At 39.7% G+C, this 15,794-nt stretch carries 23 protein-coding genes and 1 pseudogene; 10 read left to right on the top strand and 14 right to left on the bottom strand.

Annotated elements, in window-relative coordinates:
* Positions 1–42 precede the first annotated feature (42 nt).
* The 13 genes from V8V91_RS14175 to V8V91_RS14115 all read right to left on the bottom strand — a co-directional run bounded on the left by V8V91_RS14175 (position 43) and on the right by V8V91_RS14115 (position 7,160).
* The gene (locus V8V91_RS14175) at positions 43–468 is read right to left on the bottom strand and encodes a DUF418 domain-containing protein (RefSeq protein ID WP_373400690.1); all 426 of its coding nucleotides are present in this window, start codon (positions 466–468) and stop codon (positions 43–45) included.
* Positions 465–995 carry a hypothetical protein gene (locus tag V8V91_RS14170; protein ID WP_373395690.1) on the bottom strand — a complete coding sequence of 177 codons (531 nt, stop codon included), beginning with the start codon at positions 993–995 and terminating at the stop codon, positions 465–467. The genes V8V91_RS14175 and V8V91_RS14170 overlap by 4 nt, the downstream gene beginning before the upstream one ends.
* 94 nt (positions 996–1,089) lie before the next feature.
* Positions 1,090–1,371 (bottom strand): hypothetical protein, encoded by a 282-nt coding sequence (locus tag V8V91_RS14165; protein WP_373395689.1) that lies wholly within the window; start codon positions 1,369–1,371, stop codon positions 1,090–1,092.
* A gap of 48 nt (positions 1,372–1,419) precedes the next feature.
* Positions 1,420–2,355, bottom strand: coding sequence for a DUF3500 domain-containing protein (locus V8V91_RS14160; protein WP_373400689.1), 936 nt, complete (start codon positions 2,353–2,355; stop codon positions 1,420–1,422).
* Positions 2,331–2,489: a hypothetical protein gene (locus tag V8V91_RS14155; RefSeq protein ID WP_373395687.1), complete on the bottom strand. Its 159-nt coding sequence runs from the start codon at positions 2,487–2,489 to the stop codon at positions 2,331–2,333. The genes V8V91_RS14160 and V8V91_RS14155 overlap by 25 nt, the downstream gene beginning before the upstream one ends.
* A 17-nt stretch (positions 2,490–2,506) precedes the next feature.
* Positions 2,507–3,037 carry a hypothetical protein gene (locus tag V8V91_RS14150; protein ID WP_373395686.1) on the bottom strand — a complete coding sequence of 177 codons (531 nt, stop codon included), beginning with the start codon at positions 3,035–3,037 and terminating at the stop codon, positions 2,507–2,509.
* Complete coding sequence (locus tag V8V91_RS14145) at positions 3,027–3,386, bottom strand: hypothetical protein (protein ID WP_373395684.1); 360 nt, start codon at positions 3,384–3,386, stop codon at positions 3,027–3,029. Before V8V91_RS14145 ends, V8V91_RS14150 begins: the two co-directional genes overlap by 11 nt.
* 11 nt (positions 3,387–3,397) lie before the next feature.
* On the bottom strand, positions 3,398–3,751 hold the full coding sequence (locus tag V8V91_RS14140) for a hypothetical protein (RefSeq protein WP_373395682.1): 354 nt from the start codon (positions 3,749–3,751) through the stop codon (positions 3,398–3,400).
* Positions 3,748–4,161 (bottom strand): hypothetical protein, encoded by a 414-nt coding sequence (locus V8V91_RS14135; protein ID WP_373395679.1) that lies wholly within the window; start codon positions 4,159–4,161, stop codon positions 3,748–3,750. Before V8V91_RS14135 ends, V8V91_RS14140 begins: the two co-directional genes overlap by 4 nt.
* A 234-nt stretch (positions 4,162–4,395) precedes the next feature.
* Positions 4,396–4,644 (bottom strand): methyltransferase, encoded by a 249-nt coding sequence (locus tag V8V91_RS14130; RefSeq protein ID WP_373395677.1) that lies wholly within the window; start codon positions 4,642–4,644, stop codon positions 4,396–4,398.
* 5 nt (positions 4,645–4,649) lie between these two features.
* Entirely contained in the window at positions 4,650–5,438 is a 789-nt protein-coding gene (locus V8V91_RS14125) for a methyltransferase (protein WP_373395675.1), read from the bottom strand.
* Positions 5,439–5,649: 211 nt separating this feature from the next.
* Entirely contained in the window at positions 5,650–6,066 is a 417-nt protein-coding gene (locus tag V8V91_RS14120; protein WP_373395673.1) for a DUF3052 domain-containing protein, read from the bottom strand.
* Between the two features lie 11 nt (positions 6,067–6,077).
* The gene (locus tag V8V91_RS14115) at positions 6,078–7,160 is read right to left on the bottom strand and encodes a P1 family peptidase (RefSeq protein WP_373400688.1); all 1,083 of its coding nucleotides are present in this window, start codon (positions 7,158–7,160) and stop codon (positions 6,078–6,080) included.
* A 188-nt stretch (positions 7,161–7,348) separates the two neighbouring features.
* Between V8V91_RS14115 and nth the strand changes: the two genes are divergently transcribed.
* The 5 genes from nth to V8V91_RS14090 all read left to right on the top strand — a co-directional run bounded on the left by nth (position 7,349) and on the right by V8V91_RS14090 (position 11,005).
* Complete coding sequence (gene nth / locus V8V91_RS14110; RefSeq protein WP_373395671.1) at positions 7,349–8,014, top strand: endonuclease III; 666 nt, start codon at positions 7,349–7,351, stop codon at positions 8,012–8,014.
* Positions 8,014–8,589, top strand: coding sequence for a hypothetical protein (locus tag V8V91_RS14105; protein WP_373395669.1), 576 nt, complete (start codon positions 8,014–8,016; stop codon positions 8,587–8,589). The genes nth and V8V91_RS14105 overlap by 1 nt, the downstream gene beginning before the upstream one ends.
* Before the next feature lie 169 nt (positions 8,590–8,758).
* The gene (locus V8V91_RS14100) at positions 8,759–9,130 is read left to right on the top strand and encodes an asparagine synthase-related protein (RefSeq protein WP_373395667.1); all 372 of its coding nucleotides are present in this window, start codon (positions 8,759–8,761) and stop codon (positions 9,128–9,130) included.
* Positions 9,093–9,785, top strand: a complete 693-nt coding sequence (locus V8V91_RS14095; protein WP_373395666.1) for an asparagine synthase-related protein — start codon at positions 9,093–9,095, stop codon at positions 9,783–9,785. Before V8V91_RS14100 ends, V8V91_RS14095 begins: the two co-directional genes overlap by 38 nt.
* Positions 9,782–11,005 (top strand): glycosyltransferase family 4 protein, encoded by a 1,224-nt coding sequence (locus V8V91_RS14090; protein ID WP_373395665.1) that lies wholly within the window; start codon positions 9,782–9,784, stop codon positions 11,003–11,005. Before V8V91_RS14095 ends, V8V91_RS14090 begins: the two co-directional genes overlap by 4 nt.
* Here V8V91_RS14090 and gldB read toward each other — a convergent pair.
* Positions 10,968–11,972, bottom strand: coding sequence for a gliding motility lipoprotein GldB (gldB, locus tag V8V91_RS14085; RefSeq protein ID WP_373395664.1), 1,005 nt, complete (start codon positions 11,970–11,972; stop codon positions 10,968–10,970). The two genes, V8V91_RS14090 and gldB, sit on opposite strands and share 38 nt — an antisense overlap.
* Before the next feature lie 106 nt (positions 11,973–12,078).
* Here gldB and V8V91_RS14080 point away from each other — a divergent pair, with 106 nt between their 5' ends.
* The 5 genes and pseudogenes from V8V91_RS14080 to V8V91_RS14060 all read left to right on the top strand — a co-directional run bounded on the left by V8V91_RS14080 (position 12,079) and on the right by V8V91_RS14060 (position 15,671).
* The gene (locus tag V8V91_RS14080; protein WP_373395663.1) at positions 12,079–12,609 is read left to right on the top strand and encodes a radical SAM protein; all 531 of its coding nucleotides are present in this window, start codon (positions 12,079–12,081) and stop codon (positions 12,607–12,609) included.
* Between the two features lie 35 nt (positions 12,610–12,644).
* Positions 12,645–12,923 (top strand): hypothetical protein, encoded by a 279-nt coding sequence (locus V8V91_RS14075; RefSeq protein WP_373400850.1) that lies wholly within the window; start codon positions 12,645–12,647, stop codon positions 12,921–12,923.
* Positions 12,845–13,080: pseudogene (locus tag V8V91_RS14070) on the top strand (SPASM domain-containing protein). The gene V8V91_RS14075 and the pseudogene V8V91_RS14070 overlap by 79 nt, the downstream one beginning before the upstream one ends.
* Before the next feature lie 129 nt (positions 13,081–13,209).
* Entirely contained in the window at positions 13,210–13,905 is a 696-nt protein-coding gene (locus V8V91_RS14065; protein WP_373395661.1) for a polysaccharide biosynthesis/export family protein, read from the top strand.
* Positions 13,902–15,671, top strand: a complete 1,770-nt coding sequence (locus V8V91_RS14060) for an SLBB domain-containing protein (RefSeq protein ID WP_373395659.1) — start codon at positions 13,902–13,904, stop codon at positions 15,669–15,671. Before V8V91_RS14065 ends, V8V91_RS14060 begins: the two co-directional genes overlap by 4 nt.
* Positions 15,672–15,794 lie beyond the last annotated feature (123 nt).

Below are 15,794 nucleotides of genomic sequence, written 5' to 3'. Positions count from 1 at the left end.
TCTACTCCGAATTCACCGATTTTTTCTTCACCCGATAGGCTTCTATTGTACTGCCAATGAAGGTGGGCTTATTTTTGGTCGTTTAAAGAGTTGTCTTTTCTGATAACTCAAGCTTCTCCAGAGCCATTCCATAGGGCCGAAATAGAAATACTTCAGCCAAATTGGACTTAGAATTAACTGAAAAATCCAGATACTGAAAACCACATAGAGTAATTCATATCGTTGGAGTTTACCGAACATTCCAAAACCTACCCCAGTGAAAATAATCATGCAAATGACAGAATGCATTATGTAATTGGTTAAGGCCATTTTTCCTACGGCTGCCATACTTTGTTGAAAACCTGCCAAAATTCCGGATTTACAGAAAATCATGATGGCACCCACATGCCCGAATGAGATAAAGAGCCTTCCCCAATAGTAGGTGATATCGGATTTGGAAAAAGCCAATAAGGAGAAATCATCATTCAGAATGTTTTTACTTCATAATAGTTGATGGCAAGACCTAGGGCATAGCCTATGAGAGCCATAGTTCCATAAAATCTATAGGACTTGGCACCTGAAAGTACATTCCACCGAAAAAGGGCAATCCCAATTAGCATCATGCTCAGGACATCCCAAACATCACCTCGGTAAGGCCATACGGTGTCATATTCAAAATTGGTAGGGGCAAGGAAAGCAACTACGCTAAAATATCCCTTATGCATTTCTGCATTATACTCTGCAATAGCTTCGGAGGAGCGGTCTTTTTCTCTTTTTTCCCATCGCTCTGAAGCGCCTTTCAATTCCTTGGTCAGCTCTTTATCCTCAGCTTTGTAAACAGCAGCTTCCTCCACATTTGCCACAAACTTTTTAGTGTCTTTATAATCCATATAATTCCAAAAAGTGCCGATGGAAATCAATAAAATAGACACTGCAATCAAACGTTTGGGGGCCATCTGTCTAAAAGAATAGACCAAGAAACCCATCAAGGCATATTGATAAAGGATCTCTCCCACCCAAAGCAGGAGGTAGCCGTGGAAAAGGCCGAAGACCAAAAGATACATAAGTCTCCTGAAGTAAATATCTGCTGCTTTGATCCCTGCATCTTTTTTAAAAGTCTATCCAAAAAATATACATCCCAACTCCAAATAAAAGAGAGAACAAGGCACGCATGGTGCCTTCGAAAAACATATTGGTAGTGATCCAGGTGTACAGATTATATCCGGTGTATCCACCAGCCACCGTTGGGTCAATATAGGCTTTGGCTAATCCGAATCCGTTGATATTCATTAATAGAATACCAAATAAAACAAAGCCTCTCATGACATCGAGAGACTGAATGCGCTCCATTCCAAGAGTAGCAGCAATTTTTGGTGAAGTTTGATCTAGCATAGGTGATAAAATGAAACATGGGTAAAAAGAACTTTTTGGCTATTGGTATTAATTATGATTATGTTCCATTCGATGCTTTCTCAAAAGATCAGCACCGAAGTCATTGTTGTTTTGTCTTAGGATTGAATGGATGTGGTTGGCATTATCCAAAAATCCTACATTGTCATATTCAATGATAAAATCTGGGCTATGGATAAGGTAATAGTGTGGTTTCATGGGTTCTAAACTGCCGATCCAGGAGAAATAAACTTGATCCAATCCTCCTTCATGAAGAATAGCCATATACTCCTCTGCTTTTTGAGTTTCAAGATTTCCGATATATTCCTCAATTAAATAATGTAGTATTTTCTGCTGCTCGGGATTCAGTTCAGAGCCTTTGATTCCCCTAAACTCAGAAATCCATTGAGGTCGGTCTGGACTGGTTATGATATCTCCAGGGACCTTATCCTCAAATACAGCTTTGGCTTTTTGTTCATCATTAAGCAGATTCACAAACCAAAAGCCATAATCTTCTTCTTTACTCAAGGGTCTTAACCCAGCATATTGGGTTTGTTCCACCACTGCTGGATCAGATCCAAAAAACAGAGGAGTCATTGAATATTCTGAATCCACCATGGTCAGGTTGATAGAAATATGATGTCCCTCAAACTTTATTCCCCAGGTGCCTTCCGCTTTGGGCTCTCCCCACACTGCCGCAAAATAATTCCCATAATCCCAATTGAGTCCTCTGATCATCTGAATGGTATTTTCAGGAATCTTTCCCTCTTTGTATTGGATCTCAAACAATTCATGTAAAATATCATCCACCTGCATGATGCTGAAGGTTTTAAGATATCCTTGAGAGCTGAAAATGGCACTCAATACTTTATGGAACTTGATTTTCGATTCTTCTGAAAAATCTCCGTAGCGAAGGCCTGCTCTTGGTGCAAGGCCCAAAGGAAGATTGGTCCATTTGGTTCTCATGGAATCTTCCATGGTGAACAGGACTTGGCTTTTTGATCTGGATCTAAGGAGCTTAGAAAGTCTTGTGCAGTATGGATAAGTTTTTCGGATGTTTGAGCTTTTAGTCCCAAACCAGTAACCGCCAGAATGACCAAAAGAAGAAGTGATTTTTTCATTTAATAAATAAGTTGAATTAAGAAATTTTCGTAAAAGATCGTGATTTTACTTCTGAACCAGGTTGAAACATTTCCTGCTTTAAGATTCCATTTTGAAATATTAATCTTTGATAGGAGCCATCGTGTAATCCAGGAAACTCGAACGTATTATTTCCTAAGTAATCGTAGACAATTCCAAAGACCTCATTTTTTTGCCAAAGTCTTCCTTCCTTTTGGAAGAGCTCCAGTGAATCATCCCCATTTTCAGACGTATACATTCCAGTTAGTTTTTCCAAGGACGCTTCTTCCACGTTTAATTTTTTGGAAAGTCCTACATGATATGTGACTATATTTCCATTTCTGCCATCGGGAGATATTTCCAACACTCTATTCTTTGCAGCATCATTGGATGCCCACGGATCTTTTTTGATGTTTTCATCTCCTGAAAAATAAAGTTGCGTCACTAGGGTTTGGTATCCAGCCGCCGTAACCATCATATGGTAATGTGCTGGTCTGATCAATCCTCCTCCAGCATCATAAGGAACTGGCAAAATGGTATCAAAAGCCATATTGACCCTTGGAATCTGTCATCACAGTTCCGCGGTAATTGTAAGCAGGTGTCGAATTATCATAAACCCCTTCATGATCACAATGCCAGAGTTCAACTTTTGCGTTGGCATAAGGAGTTGTGCAGTCCTCATTTAAGATAATGCCTGTCAAATGAATGGGTTTCCCTTTGCTTCCCGAAATATTCAGATTACTTCTCATAGGACTATCAGGCCTATAAAAAGGCCCTAAAATATCTGTAGTAGTTTCACAATCTCCCACATATTTCTTACCGTCAAATCGAATAAATCCGAAAGAGCTGATTGCAACAACACTAATGGTAGAGGCTTCGATAAATTTTCTTCGTTTCATTTTACTTGGGTTTAACTAAATAAGGAATTGACTAGGTTGGAGAACAGTTCTGTCTTTGGTACTAGGAAATAAAGCACCTGAATTAGTATGTAAATCCCCAGAGAAAAAGCAACAGGCATATAGTTCTTTTCTTTTCGGACATCCTTTATTATTAGGTAGCAAAGAATCAAATCAATTAAAAAGAAAGAAGCATATTCTGCAGGAATGCCCGGAAGAATAAATGGCATATCAAATAGGTAAAATAAGATGCGATCAAATGTGGGGCCTATGAAAGTGAGCACAGCTGCGATCATGTATCGAGCATGCACACTTGGGCTTTTCTTCTTGTAAATGGCCAGCGTATAGAAAATAGCCAACCAGATCAAATAGACAATGGGTAGTGCTTGATAAGAACCAATAAAATTAACCCCTGTTCCAACGACATTGACTCCATACCTGAGGCTATATTTTCTGTCATCAAGCTCAATTGGGTTTGATAACTATGCCTGATCATGAGAAAGGAGGTAATAATCACGAGAGGCAATACCACATAGCTTAACTTTCCTACTTTACGGTGTAAAGAAATCTTTTTGTATTTGATGAGTAAGGGTTGGGCAATGGCCATGGCCATCCAGGTGCCCATAAAAGCAAAATGGATGTGAACTATACCAGGGAAGGTATAGGTGAGCTTTGAAAAATAGGTGACATAAAACCCTGCGAACGTGGCAAAAATAAATAGCATCAACCAATAACCCAGGTTTGGGTAAATTGCACTAATAGACTCCTTAGCTTTCATCAGAAAGAGAATTAAAATGGGGTATCCGTTTTTTTCGGATTGGACTGTTTTTTGGTCTAGTTTTGAAAAAGCACTATGGTAATCCAAATTAGAAAAACTCCTATTGGTTATTAATATACTAAAAAATGCAATTCATATGCTAAAAATATAAATTTCATAGATAGAATGAAGGACCAGTTCAATTTAAGATAGAATTAGTTAAATCATGATGCTATATTAAATGAACAGGCATTTTTATTTTTTGTAGGCGAATGCCGCACTAGCTGGTCCTTCCAATGGCATCAACTTGAATGATTTGAAGCCTGCCTTTTCTCCCCAAGTACAAAAATCGCTAAAGGTATAATCAAATCCTCCTTCTGTTTCGATCAGCATGTTTAAACTCATCAATAAGCCAAAGACATTTTGCTTTCTTTCCTGATCGATGATATTTTCGATTGCGACAAATACACCTCCTTCTGGCAAGGATTCGTATGCTTTTTTCATGAGACTTATTTTTCTTCTTCATTCCAATCATGGAGAATATTTCCCATTACAATCATATCAGCACTGGGTATCGGGTCTTCAAAAAAGTTTCCATCCATACTTTTTACCCGATCCTCCAGATGAAATTTTTTGATAGTGGATTTGGTAATTGGACCCACAGGAGGCAAGTCAAAACTGGTGCAGGTCATATGTGGATTTTCTTGCGCCACCAATAAGGATAGGTATCCCGCAGATCCTCCTGCATCGGTCAATGTGTTGATCGTTGAGAAGTCAAATTGCTTCGCAAATGCCATAAAATTACCGAGTTGTACTCCGGTCATCCCATTGACAAAATTTTCAAGGAGGAAAGGGTCTTTATAAATTTCCTCAAAAATATTAACTCCATGAACAGCTTCATTTTGAGGTTTGCCGGATTTCAACCCCACATCCAAATTGTCCCAAAACCCATATAATCTGGCATCCATCATTTCCAGAATACCTCCAATATAGGAGGGTCTATTTTTATCTAGAAAAACTTCAGCATCTGGACTATTTGCGTACCAGGCATTTTCCAATAAACCGGTTCTTTGAAGAAAGCCCAGACCGGTCAATGCATCCATGAAATCATAAAAATGCCGATCCGAACATTTTAAATCCAACTGCTTTTTCAATCCCAAGGCCGTTTGGTCGGGATGAGCGGCTAATTTGGTGAAAAGCTGGAATTTTACCGCAGTAAGTAGGGCTTTGCAAGCTATGAATCCAGATCCGACTTTTAATATATGTTCAGGTGTGGGATGATTTGATGAAGATTCCATTAGTGTTTTTGTTTATCAATTGAAAAAAGTACTAGTTGAGCAATCGGTTAGCTTGCAAAAGAATTAAGGTGCAAACTGACAGCAAGTCTAACAACTTTAAAAATTGGAGTTATTAGACTTAAAAGTTAACCGTTTTTATTAGAAAAGTTAAATTTTTAACTACAGATATTTCAATATGAGGAAGTTGATATGGAATGATAACAAATTTCAATTACCGATCCTTCAGTCGATACATAAATTTTAGCCCACTCCAATCCTGGTCAATGGCGGCTACTTTGACATCTACCAACCCCACATCCAATCCATATTTCATGATTGGATATTTATCTACTTCCGTAGGAATTTCTGAAGTTCTTTTTGGCCAACTGACCCAAGCGGATCCAGATTTTTTTAGATGAGTTAATACATGGTTGAAACCACTTTTCAGCTCTTTTTCACTTGTTACAAAAAAATGGATCAAATCCGCTTGGGGAGAAAATGGAGTGTTTTCCTCGATAATGACTTCCATTGGAAAATCATGGAAAAACTGGATATAGGGCTTTGGCGAATAGAGAGCCTGGATCACCATTCCTGGTTTGATTCCAAGTTTTTTGGCTAGTGGTGTTCCTGAATATCCAATTTCTGTCATCGCAATTTCAATTATTTATACCATTCGATGATTTTTTCAATGGGCAGTTTTTCCACCTTTCTACCATCTTTCCCTTCCATGGTTTCAGCCGCAAAAAGTGAATTGATAATGGCTTCTTCCGTCGCTTCAATTACAGCCAAAAAAAGTGGAGTCATGTCGTCATTTCTTAACGTTTCAGTTTGCATCAACTCTCCTGATTTTGCTGAATAAGGGATTCTTAATCCTTCAGCAGTACTAAAGGCAATCACATAATCTCCCGAACCATTGGAAGCGATCCCTCCAGTTTTTGCCAAACCCATCATCGCTCTTTTTGCTAACCGCTCTAAGTTCCGATCAGATAAAGGAGCATCAGTCGCAACCACAATCATACAACTACCATCAGATTTTTCCAGTGCATCTCTAAACGGATATTTGCCCAATTTCTCTCCAACAGGAATTCCTCCAATTTGAAGATTTCCTCCAAAGTTGGTTTGGACGAGTACTCCCAGAGTATATCCGCCCAGGCTTTCAGGTAGTTTTCTGGATGAAGTTCCGATTCCACCTTTCCATCCAAAACAAACGGTTCCGGTACCTGCCCCCACATTTCCTTGGGTTACGGGACCAGATTTGGCCGACTGGATCGTTTCTAAAACTTCTTCTACTGAAATATGCATTCCTCGGATATCATTCAAATATCCATCATTCGTTTCTCCTACCAATGCATTCACAGATTGCACCTGTTCGTTTCCAGAAAGGTTCAAACTGTATTTTACCACACCCTCAATCCCTGCAGCAACACTCAAGGTGTTGGTCAGAACAATCGGAGTCTCTATATTTCCCAATTCTTGTACTTGAGTAACACCAGCTAATTTCCCAAAGCCATTTCCCACATATATCGCTGCGGGTACTTTCTGCTGAAAAATATTTCCTCCATGTGGAAGGATTGCGGTCACCCCAGTTCGTATAGAATTCCCTTCAATTTTGGTAAGTTGTCCCACTTTGATTCCTGGCACATCTGTAATAGCATTGTAAGTTCCAGTAGGTAGAATTCCGAAGTGAATTCCCAATTCACGTGGTCCCTGCTGTGAAAAACTAGCTGAAGTGATAGAAATCATGATTAGTGAGAATAATAGTTTAGGCAGTCCTAAGTTGGATCGGTTCAGTTGCATGATAAAAGATAAAATTGTCAGGACTCTTTTCCTCATTCCAATAAAGTTTTCTTAAAATTCAACTAAATTCTTCCCTTTGATACTTCAAATTTTCCAATTTAACTATCTTCAAAACTCAAAGAAATTTTGATTCCATGCTGAAGAAAGAACGGTATGAAGCTTTTATAAAACACTTTTCTGAAAATATGCCAGTGGCTGAAACTGAGCTGCATTATGAAAATCCATTTCAATTGTTGGTGGCAGTGGTATTATCTGCTCAGTGTACAGATAAGAGAATCAATATGGTGACGCCCGCACTTTTCAGGGACTTCCCAGGACCTGAATATTTGGCAGCTTCTAATTTTGATGAGCTGTTTCCTTATATCAAATCTGTTTCTTACCCTAATAATAAAACCAAACACTTGTTAGGGCTAGGCAAAATGCTAGTGGAGGACTTTGGAGGGAAAGTTCCAGAGACAGTAGCGGAGTTGATCAAATTGCCTGGAGTGGGCAGGAAAACTGCAAATGTGATTACTTCTGTAGTTTGGAACCAACCCAATATGGCCGTAGATACACATGTTTTCCGGGTCTCCAAAAGATTAGGCTTAGTTACCCAAACCGCCAAGACTCCCTTGGAAGTGGAAAAGCAGCTGATACGACACATTCCAAAAGAATATGTGCATGTAGCACATCACTGGTTGATTTTACATGGAAGGTATACTTGCTTGGCTAGGAAACCTAAATGCGAGGAATGCTCCATTACCCATCTCTGCAAATACTTCGAGAAGAATTACGGCACAGTGACCAGATCTACAAAGTAATGTGTGGGATTCATCTTTATTGGGGGAAGGGAGCAAATAAAGCTGCTATTCAAAGCCTGATGGGAGAAGGTGCCTACCGGGGTCCAGATCAGGAAAATGCGCTCAGTCCTTGGCCAGGAATGTGGGTAGGAGCAAATAGACTCAAGATCTTACATCCAGGTCCAGAGGCTGATCAGCCCTTTTGGTCTAATGACGGAAAGACTTTGTTGGTCTGGAATGGTGAAATATATAATCATAAAACACTTCGTATCTTATTGGAAAAGATGGGGATTGAGTTCTCCACCAATTGCGATACTGAAGTTTTGATCAATTGGATTCAGGTTTTTGGCGTCAAGGGTCTAGAAAAGCTAGAGGGTATGTTTGCCTTGATCTTTGTAGACCTAAAAGATAATTCAATTTTAGTGGCGAGAGATCCAAATGGAGAAAAGCCGCTCTATTACTCCCAGAATCAAGATAGATTGATCATTTCCTCGGTAGCAAGTGGCATAGCAAAACTTTCAGAGCCAAAGCTGGACAAAAAACAACTAGAGAATTATAGTTTTATGAGGACCCCTATCCCGGGTAAGACTTTTTAAAGGTGTCAAAGAATGGAAGCCTGCCAGGTATAGCCATATCCAGCAGCATTCTACATTTAGATGGGACAACATCCCCATTGCTAAATCAAAAGCTCAGGAGTTTACTAAAAAGGAATTCAAGAGTATTTTATCTCAAGCGGTCACCACACAATTCCAAGCGGATGTTCCTGTGGGAATCATGCTGAGCGGAGGAATGGATAGCAGTTTGTTGTATTCGATTTGGTATGAACTATCCCGCACATCCTTACCAGCTTATTCCATTCAGGTCGAAAAGAAATACAGAAAAAAATATGCTGACGGAGATGCTGCCATCGCATTGACCGAGAGGATCCCTATGGAGCATCATCTGATCCATGTGGACCAGCAGGTATTTTGGGATAATTGGGAGGCCTATTTGAGGTCATTGGATTTTCCAATTGGGGATTCTGCTGGATTCCTGACTTGGCTGATCGGAAAAGAAGCCAAAAAAGAGGTAAAAGTGTTAATCTCTGGAGCTGGAGCCGATGAACTATGGGGGGTATTCCAGACATGGAGCATTTGATTTTTACCTAAAAAATCAAAATTTATTGATGATGCTTCAGCCCTGGTTGAACTATTTGCCTATGGGAAGGAAGACAAAGAAGTTTCTAAACTCTTTGGAAAACAACCCAACTAAAACCTTTCTAAATTTTACTGCTCTGGAGCCTATTTCCGACGATCTGGCTTCAGAATATGACCGGGTTTTCAACTCAAAATTGAGTCCATATAAAAGGGCATTAGATTTTGACAGACAAGTTTATTTAGTGCAGGATGTGCTCAAAATCCATGACCAGGCATTGATGGCACATAGCCTAGAAGGGAGAGCCCCTTACCTTTCCGGAAGCATGCTTGCATTTTGGAATGAAATACAGGAAGAATCCGTAATGAAAGGAAAAGTCTGGATCAAAGAGCTGCTGATTGAAGCAGGTTTGGAAATGGTTACTAAAAGGGAAAAGTTTGGGTTTGGTTTACCTTTGCAAGAATGGTTTGCGGAGGAAGGATCGTTTTCTAAAAGAGTATTCAACCGATTGGAATTATTTGAAAAATCATATGGTGAATATATTCCTTCCCCTATTAGAGAGATGGTTCAAAATCCAGCACCTGCCGCCAAATCTCATTTTTTGATCTTATACAACATCTTTTTGTTGGCAGAATGGGTTGAATTAAAAAAGCTATGAAAGTCATCTATATCCATCAGTATTTTCGGACTCCAAGCGAAGGGGGAGCCGTTCGGTCCTATCATCTGGCCAAAGGTATGGTGGATGCTGGGATCAATGTAGAAATAATTACAGCTGGAAAGCAAAAGCACTACGATCAGCGATGGATAGATGGGATAAAGGTGCATTATTTGCCAGTTGCCTATGATCAAAAATTTGGATTTTTTAAGCGAAGCAAAGCATTTTATGAGTTTAGTGTCCAGGCAAAAAAGCTTTTAAAAAAGCTGAGTAGGCCTGATCTTCTCTACATTACCTCCACCCCTTTGACTACTGGGTGGATTGGACTTTGGGCAAAGCGAAAAATGGCAATTCCCTATATTTTTGAAATTAGGGATCTTTGGCCACAAGCACCTATTGAGGTGGGAGCGCTTAAGAGCAGATTCCTGATTAATTACTTTCGCAGATTGGAGAAGAAAATTTATAACAATGCCTTGAAATTGGTTGCGCTATCCCCTGGGATTGCAAGTCATCTAAGGCTAGTGAGTCCTAAATCTGAAGTGTTTCTGATTCCAAATTTCTCCGACATTCATCTCTTCAAACCAGAGAAAAAGAATTCTTCCATTCTGAATAAATATGGGCTTTCAGATGCTATTACGATTGCCTATACCGGGGCTTTGGGCCAAGTGAATGCAGTGGAAGAACTGTTGGATTTGGCAAAGTATGCTCAGTTCAAAGAAAAGAACTGGCAATTTTTGATCATGGGAACGGGAAGTTTGGAGATAGCATTAAAGAAAACTGCGGAATCAAATGGGTTGAAAAATGTCAAGTTTATACCTTTTGGCTCTAAGGAGAAGGTGAAGGAGGTTTTATCTCTTGCTGATTTTGTCTGGATTTCCTTTGCACATTTACCTGTTTTAAAAACCAATAGCCCCAATAAGTTTTTCGATGCCATTGCTGCAGGAAAAGCAATTTTGGTCAACCATAAAGGCTGGGTTTATCAGCTTTCGAAACAGAATAAATTGGGAGTGTCATTTCTTCCCGGAAAATTGGAAGGGAGTTTTTCAAAATTGGAAAATCTGGAAGAAAACCCGGCTCTTTTGATGCAGATGAAACAGAACTCCAGAACCCTGGCCGAACGCTATTTTTCCAAGGATTTGGCCGTTTCGAAGGTCCTACAGGTGATTGACCCTAGTAAATTCCCCACTAATTTTGGGGACGAGGCCTATATCCTGACTGCCTAAAAATCTCTTCTGCATCAGGATTATCCATCAATTCCGTTAAGGTTACGTCTTGATTAAACTGATAATCATCCACGATGTTCCAACCTAACCATCTTCCTAATCGACCTGGGGCTTTGGTACTGATGGCATCCGTAAAAGGGGCTTCTCCCAAGTATTTGGTGATTTCAAAAGGATTGGTTTCGTACAGAAGTTCATTTTCTACAAAATGAGCCCAAATGTATTCCTCATTGGCATAGCATTCAGCAATTTCATCTTCGGTATACCCAATAATAAATTGGTCTGAAGTACAGGGCATAATTGCTTTGGTAAAATGATAGGCTTTGCCATAATAGATCATCTCTGCCAGCATGGTATTGTCCTGTGGATTGATTTCATTGAATTGAGATGAAATGGCCGTGACAATCATAGGAACGATATAGGGGCGAGCATACCGCTCGGCCATGTATCGAGGTAAGTCCGGCTGAAATGTGTGAGTGATGGGTAAATAATAATCCAATCCAATCACAATCATGTCCTCAGTAAGAATCAAATCTGAATTGAAGCCACTTAAAAAGGTATAAACTTTAGGGACCTGAAACTCGGGGAAGTAATATTTGATGGCTTTGAAGGCATTTTCAAGGTCTTTCTGTACTTCGGAAATATCTTGAAATTCCACTTTAACGGAATCATAAAGCACATTCATTGCAGAATCCTGATGAATGGCGAGGAGTTCTGAAATCAAAGAATCAGGACTTGAATAAAGACTTTTCCCTAAATACCCTTCCGCAAAATCAGGATATTTTTCAAGTAGAAACTCAAAATCTTCTTTCGACTCCGCATTGAAAAATTCATCTTCTAACCGGACAATTTCAAGGATTAAGTCTTGATCTAATATCTCAGAGTCAAGTTCACATGCTACTTCCTTTTTCACACAGGAAAAGGCGATGATTAACAAGAATACGTAAATCGAAAATCTTAGAAGCTTCATGAATGATGGTTTTGACTTTCAAAAGTAAGTAAACGATCGGAAGTACTTTTTATTAATTCAAAGAAATACACTTTGTAGCAACAAAGCATTTGATTTACTTGCTAAGGTGAAAAACAAATGGATTACAGCAAAAGCATTTCTCAACTACCTTACTTTTTGGAAAGTTTGGAATTATTTCTTGCTGCGAATTTCATTTCAAATTTCCAGAATCATGGGAAGGCCGGTTTTATGGGGAATGCCTACTACCTTATCCATTGAACCGACGACCAGCTGTAACCTCAGATGTCCGGAGTGTCCTTCAGGGTTAAGATCTTTTTCCCGTCCTACAGGGATGCTCCAGGATCAGTTGTTTGAAAAAGTCATCCTTCAATCCAAAGCCCATCTTAGCTGGCTGCATCTATATTTTCAAGGAGAACCATTCTTAAACCCGAGATTTTTAGAAATGGTCAAATTTGCTGACTCTCAAAAGATTTTTACTTCTACTTCCACCAATGCGCATTATTTGAAAGAGGAGACCGTACAGGAAATTTTGAAAAGTGGGCTCAAGCAATTGATTGTTTCCATGGATGGAATCACGCAAGACGTTTACAACAATATCGGGTGGGAGGTGATTTGGAAAAAGTCAAAGAAGGACTAAGCCTTCTAATAGGAGAAAGAGAGAAATCAAATTCGATGTATCCTAGGATTGTACTTCAGTTTTTGGTGACTGGACAAAATGAACATCAACTTCCTAAATTAAAGCAATGGGCTCAGGAGATGAAGGTAGATGAGTTGCAATTGAAAACTACCCAGATTTATGACTTTGAAAATGGTTCTGAGCTGATTCCTTCTGATCTGGGATATTCTAGGTATGTGCCCAGTAATGATGGGAAATGGAAACTCAAAAGAAGTTGGAAAACAAGTGTTGGCGGATGTGGCAAGGAGCTGTGGTTACTTGGGATGGTAAAGTAGTCCCTTGTTGTTTTGATAAAGATGCAAATCATGTCATGGGAGAATTGAAAAAGAACCTTTACTGGATGTTTGGAAATCTCCAGCTTATCAACTTTTTAGGAATCAATTACTTGCGGATCGTTCCCAGATTGATATCTGTCAAAATTGCACCCAATAGCCTGAAATCAGGAATACTGGAAAGTAGGTTTTTGGAACTATATTTGGTAGAAATAAGAAATTCACGGATTTTTAATGTCAATATTTGTTCGACGTACACCCAAGTTGATCGGTACAGCTAGCCTATAACATGATTTTAAAGAAAAGATTCTGGTACTTTTTTGCCTTACTTGCCTTCCTAGGATTGGCAACTCCACAGGTAATTGCTCAGCAAAACAGTGATTTTACCAAAATACAGGTGGATGATATGAGCGATGCCGAGATTCAGGAGTTACTGAACAGGTCCGCACAAGCAGGCCTTTCCATTGAGGAATTTTTGGAAATGGCAGAGTTAAGGGGAATGCCTACCATGGAAGTGACGAAGTTAAAAGCTCGTATTGCCAAATTGGATTTGGGTGAACGAGGCCTCAAAAGGTCCTCGGAAGCCTCCAAAAGAGATCCGAGAAAGCAAGCTGACTTTGATTTGATTGCTGGAGGGATTTTTCGGCCTCAAGCGGAAATGGAGGAGATCGACCCCGAGAATCAAATTTTTGGAACCTCCCTGTTTTATAATAAAACGAGAAACTTGAGTTTTGAGCCAAGTTTGAACCAAGCTACACCAAGCAGTTATATTTTGGGCCCAGGGGATTTGTTGTATGTAGATATTTACGGTGAATCTGAGCAGTATTATGAGGCAACAGTAAACCCTGATGGGTTTGTGCTATTGGATAATATTGGGCCGGTATCCGTTTCTGGAAAAAGTATTGAGGAGGCCACTGGCATTATTAAAAATAGGGTTTCCAGGTATTATACCGGGTTAACTGGAAGTAATCCATCTACTTTTTGAACGTCACCTTGGGTGATGTTCGTACGATCAAAGTACATATTTTGGGTGAGGTAAGACTCCCAGGCACTTTCACTTTAAGTGCATTTTCTACAGTTTTCAATGCACTGTATGCAGCAGGAGGACCAAACTCTAATGGTACCATGCGGGCCATCAAATTGGTAAGAAACAATAAACAGATTGCGGAAATCGATGTCTACGATTTGTTGATAAAAGGGACGGCTGACTTGGATAAACAGCTACAAGATCAAGATGTGATATTGGTTTCTCCATTTATTTCCAGAGCAAAAATCAAAGGAGAGGTAAAGCGTCCTATGACCTTTGAAATAGCCCATGAGGACACCTTTGAGGATTTACTTCAATATGCTGGAGGATTTACGGATGAAGCATTTAAAGATCGGGTAGCCATTTCCAGAATTACCGGGAATCAACGATCGGTTTCGGACTTATACCAAAGCCAGTTTAACATGTTCCCCTTGAAAGGTGGAGATGAGATCACAGTTCAGCGAATTTTAAACAGGTATTCCAATCGAGTTCAAATCAAAGGAGCAGTTTTTAGAGAAGGTACTTTTGCTTTGACCGATGGGCTGACCCTTTCTCAATTGATAAAGAATGCCGAGGGGCTCAGAGGAGATGCCTATACACAGCAGGCCAGTATCCTTCGAACCAAAGATGATCTTAGTACGGAAATGGTGCAGGTAAATCTCCAATCTATTTTGGATGGAACAGCTTCTGATATTCCTTTGCAGCGTGAAGACGTGGTTAGAATTGCCAGTATTTATGATATCAATAACGAAAAATATGTTCAGATTCTTGGGGAAGTAAAGCGGCCAGGAATTTTCCCTTATTCCTCTGAGATGAAAGTGGAGGAGTTGATAATCATGGCGGGGGGCCTCCAAGAATCTGCCAATACTAATGATATTGAAATAGCAAGAAGGCTGGAAGATGCAGATTTAGGGACTTTGTCTGAAATAATTCCTGTTCAAGTAAATGCTGATTTGTCTTTCAATTTAGATGGTGAAGTACTACAGCCCTATGATCAGGTGATTGTAAGAAAAAGGGCAAATTTTAATATGCAGAAGTTGGTGGCAGTAGAAGGTCAAGTCAATTCGCCGGGTATTTTTGCCATTCAAACCAGTGGAGAACGAATTTCCGATTTGGTAAAACGAGCTGGAGGACTCAACCAATTTGCGTATTCTAAAGGAGCTACCTTGATCCGGAGAACCGAATTTTTCAATACCGAATCCGAGCAATTAAGAAGACAGAGGAATTTGGAGAATTTGAAACTTCAATTGCTGGCTGATCCGAATAATTCCGAAGCACAGGAACAATTATTGGAAAGACTATTTAAGGACCTTCCCAAAGAGAAGGATTCACCAGTGGATACCCAGTTGGCCCAAAATAAAAAAGAGTCCTTGGATCAAATTGCTTCGGAAACCCCTGGATTTGCAGTCAAAATCAAAGAAACAGAAGCGGTTGCTATTGATTTGGAAGCAATTGTAAATAACCCAGGTTCCGAAGATGACCTGTTACTGGAAGAAGGAGATATTTTATCCGTACCCAAACTATTGCAAACGGTCAGAATGAGAGGTGATGTGGTGTATCCAACGACTTTAAGACATGAATCCAATAGAAGTTTGAAGCATTACATCAATGGTGCTGGAGGATTTGAAAGAAGAGCCAATAAAAAGCAAACCTATGTGGTTTATGCCAATGGTGCTGTAAAAGAACCAAAGGATTTTTGGGTATTAGAAATTATCCACCTGTAGAACCGGAGCAGAAGTAATTGTACCTACCAAAGGTCCAAAGATTCCATTGCGTTTAGGTGAGATTGTAGGAATCACCACTGGCTTGGCTACCTTGGCATTGGTCGTATCCCAAATTAACTGGTA

The organism is Algoriphagus halophilus (genome assembly GCF_041729275.1).
Lineage (GTDB): Bacteria > Bacteroidota > Bacteroidia > Cytophagales > Cyclobacteriaceae > Algoriphagus > Algoriphagus halophilus_A.
Note: the sequence above shows the minus strand (reverse complement) of the source record. Positions and strands in the feature narration are given on the sequence as shown.

What these genes read in the sequence shown, in the direction of transcription:
- V8V91_RS14130 (WP_373395677.1), bottom strand. Translation starts at nt 4,644, where the DNA reads ATGAAAAAAGCATACGAATCCTTGCCAGAAGGAGGTGTATTTGTCGCA.
- V8V91_RS14155 (WP_373395687.1), bottom strand. Translation starts at nt 2,489, where the DNA reads ATGAAAAAATCACTTCTTCTTTTGGTCATTCTGGCGGTTACTGGTTTG.
- gldB (WP_373395664.1), bottom strand. Translation starts at nt 11,972, where the DNA reads ATGAAGCTTCTAAGATTTTCGATTTACGTATTCTTGTTAATCATCGCC.
- V8V91_RS14120 (WP_373395673.1), bottom strand. Translation starts at nt 6,066, where the DNA reads ATGACAGAAATTGGATATTCAGGAACACCACTAGCCAAAAAACTTGGA.
- V8V91_RS14090 (WP_373395665.1), top strand. Translation starts at nt 9,782, where the DNA reads ATGAAAGTCATCTATATCCATCAGTATTTTCGGACTCCAAGCGAAGGG.
- V8V91_RS14065 (WP_373395661.1), top strand. Translation starts at nt 13,210, where the DNA reads ATGATTTTAAAGAAAAGATTCTGGTACTTTTTTGCCTTACTTGCCTTC.
- V8V91_RS14115 (WP_373400688.1), bottom strand. Translation starts at nt 7,160, where the DNA reads ATGATTTCTATCACTTCAGCTAGTTTTTCACAGCAGGGACCACGTGAA.
- nth (WP_373395671.1), top strand. Translation starts at nt 7,349, where the DNA reads ATGCTGAAGAAAGAACGGTATGAAGCTTTTATAAAACACTTTTCTGAA.
- V8V91_RS14075 (WP_373400850.1), top strand. Translation starts at nt 12,645, where the DNA reads ATGTATCCTAGGATTGTACTTCAGTTTTTGGTGACTGGACAAAATGAA.
- V8V91_RS14145 (WP_373395684.1), bottom strand. Translation starts at nt 3,386, where the DNA reads ATGAAACGAAGAAAATTTATCGAAGCCTCTACCATTAGTGTTGTTGCA.
- V8V91_RS14135 (WP_373395679.1), bottom strand. Translation starts at nt 4,161, where the DNA reads ATGAAAGCTAAGGAGTCTATTAGTGCAATTTACCCAAACCTGGGTTAT.
- V8V91_RS14095 (WP_373395666.1), top strand. Translation starts at nt 9,093, where the DNA reads ATGAACTATGGGGGGTATTCCAGACATGGAGCATTTGATTTTTACCTA.
- V8V91_RS14150 (WP_373395686.1), bottom strand. Translation starts at nt 3,037, where the DNA reads ATGGCTTTTGATACCATTTTGCCAGTTCCTTATGATGCTGGAGGAGGA.
- V8V91_RS14125 (WP_373395675.1), bottom strand. Translation starts at nt 5,438, where the DNA reads ATGGAATCTTCATCAAATCATCCCACACCTGAACATATATTAAAAGTC.
- V8V91_RS14165 (WP_373395689.1), bottom strand. Translation starts at nt 1,371, where the DNA reads ATGCTAGATCAAACTTCACCAAAAATTGCTGCTACTCTTGGAATGGAG.
- V8V91_RS14105 (WP_373395669.1), top strand. Translation starts at nt 8,014, where the DNA reads ATGTGTGGGATTCATCTTTATTGGGGGAAGGGAGCAAATAAAGCTGCT.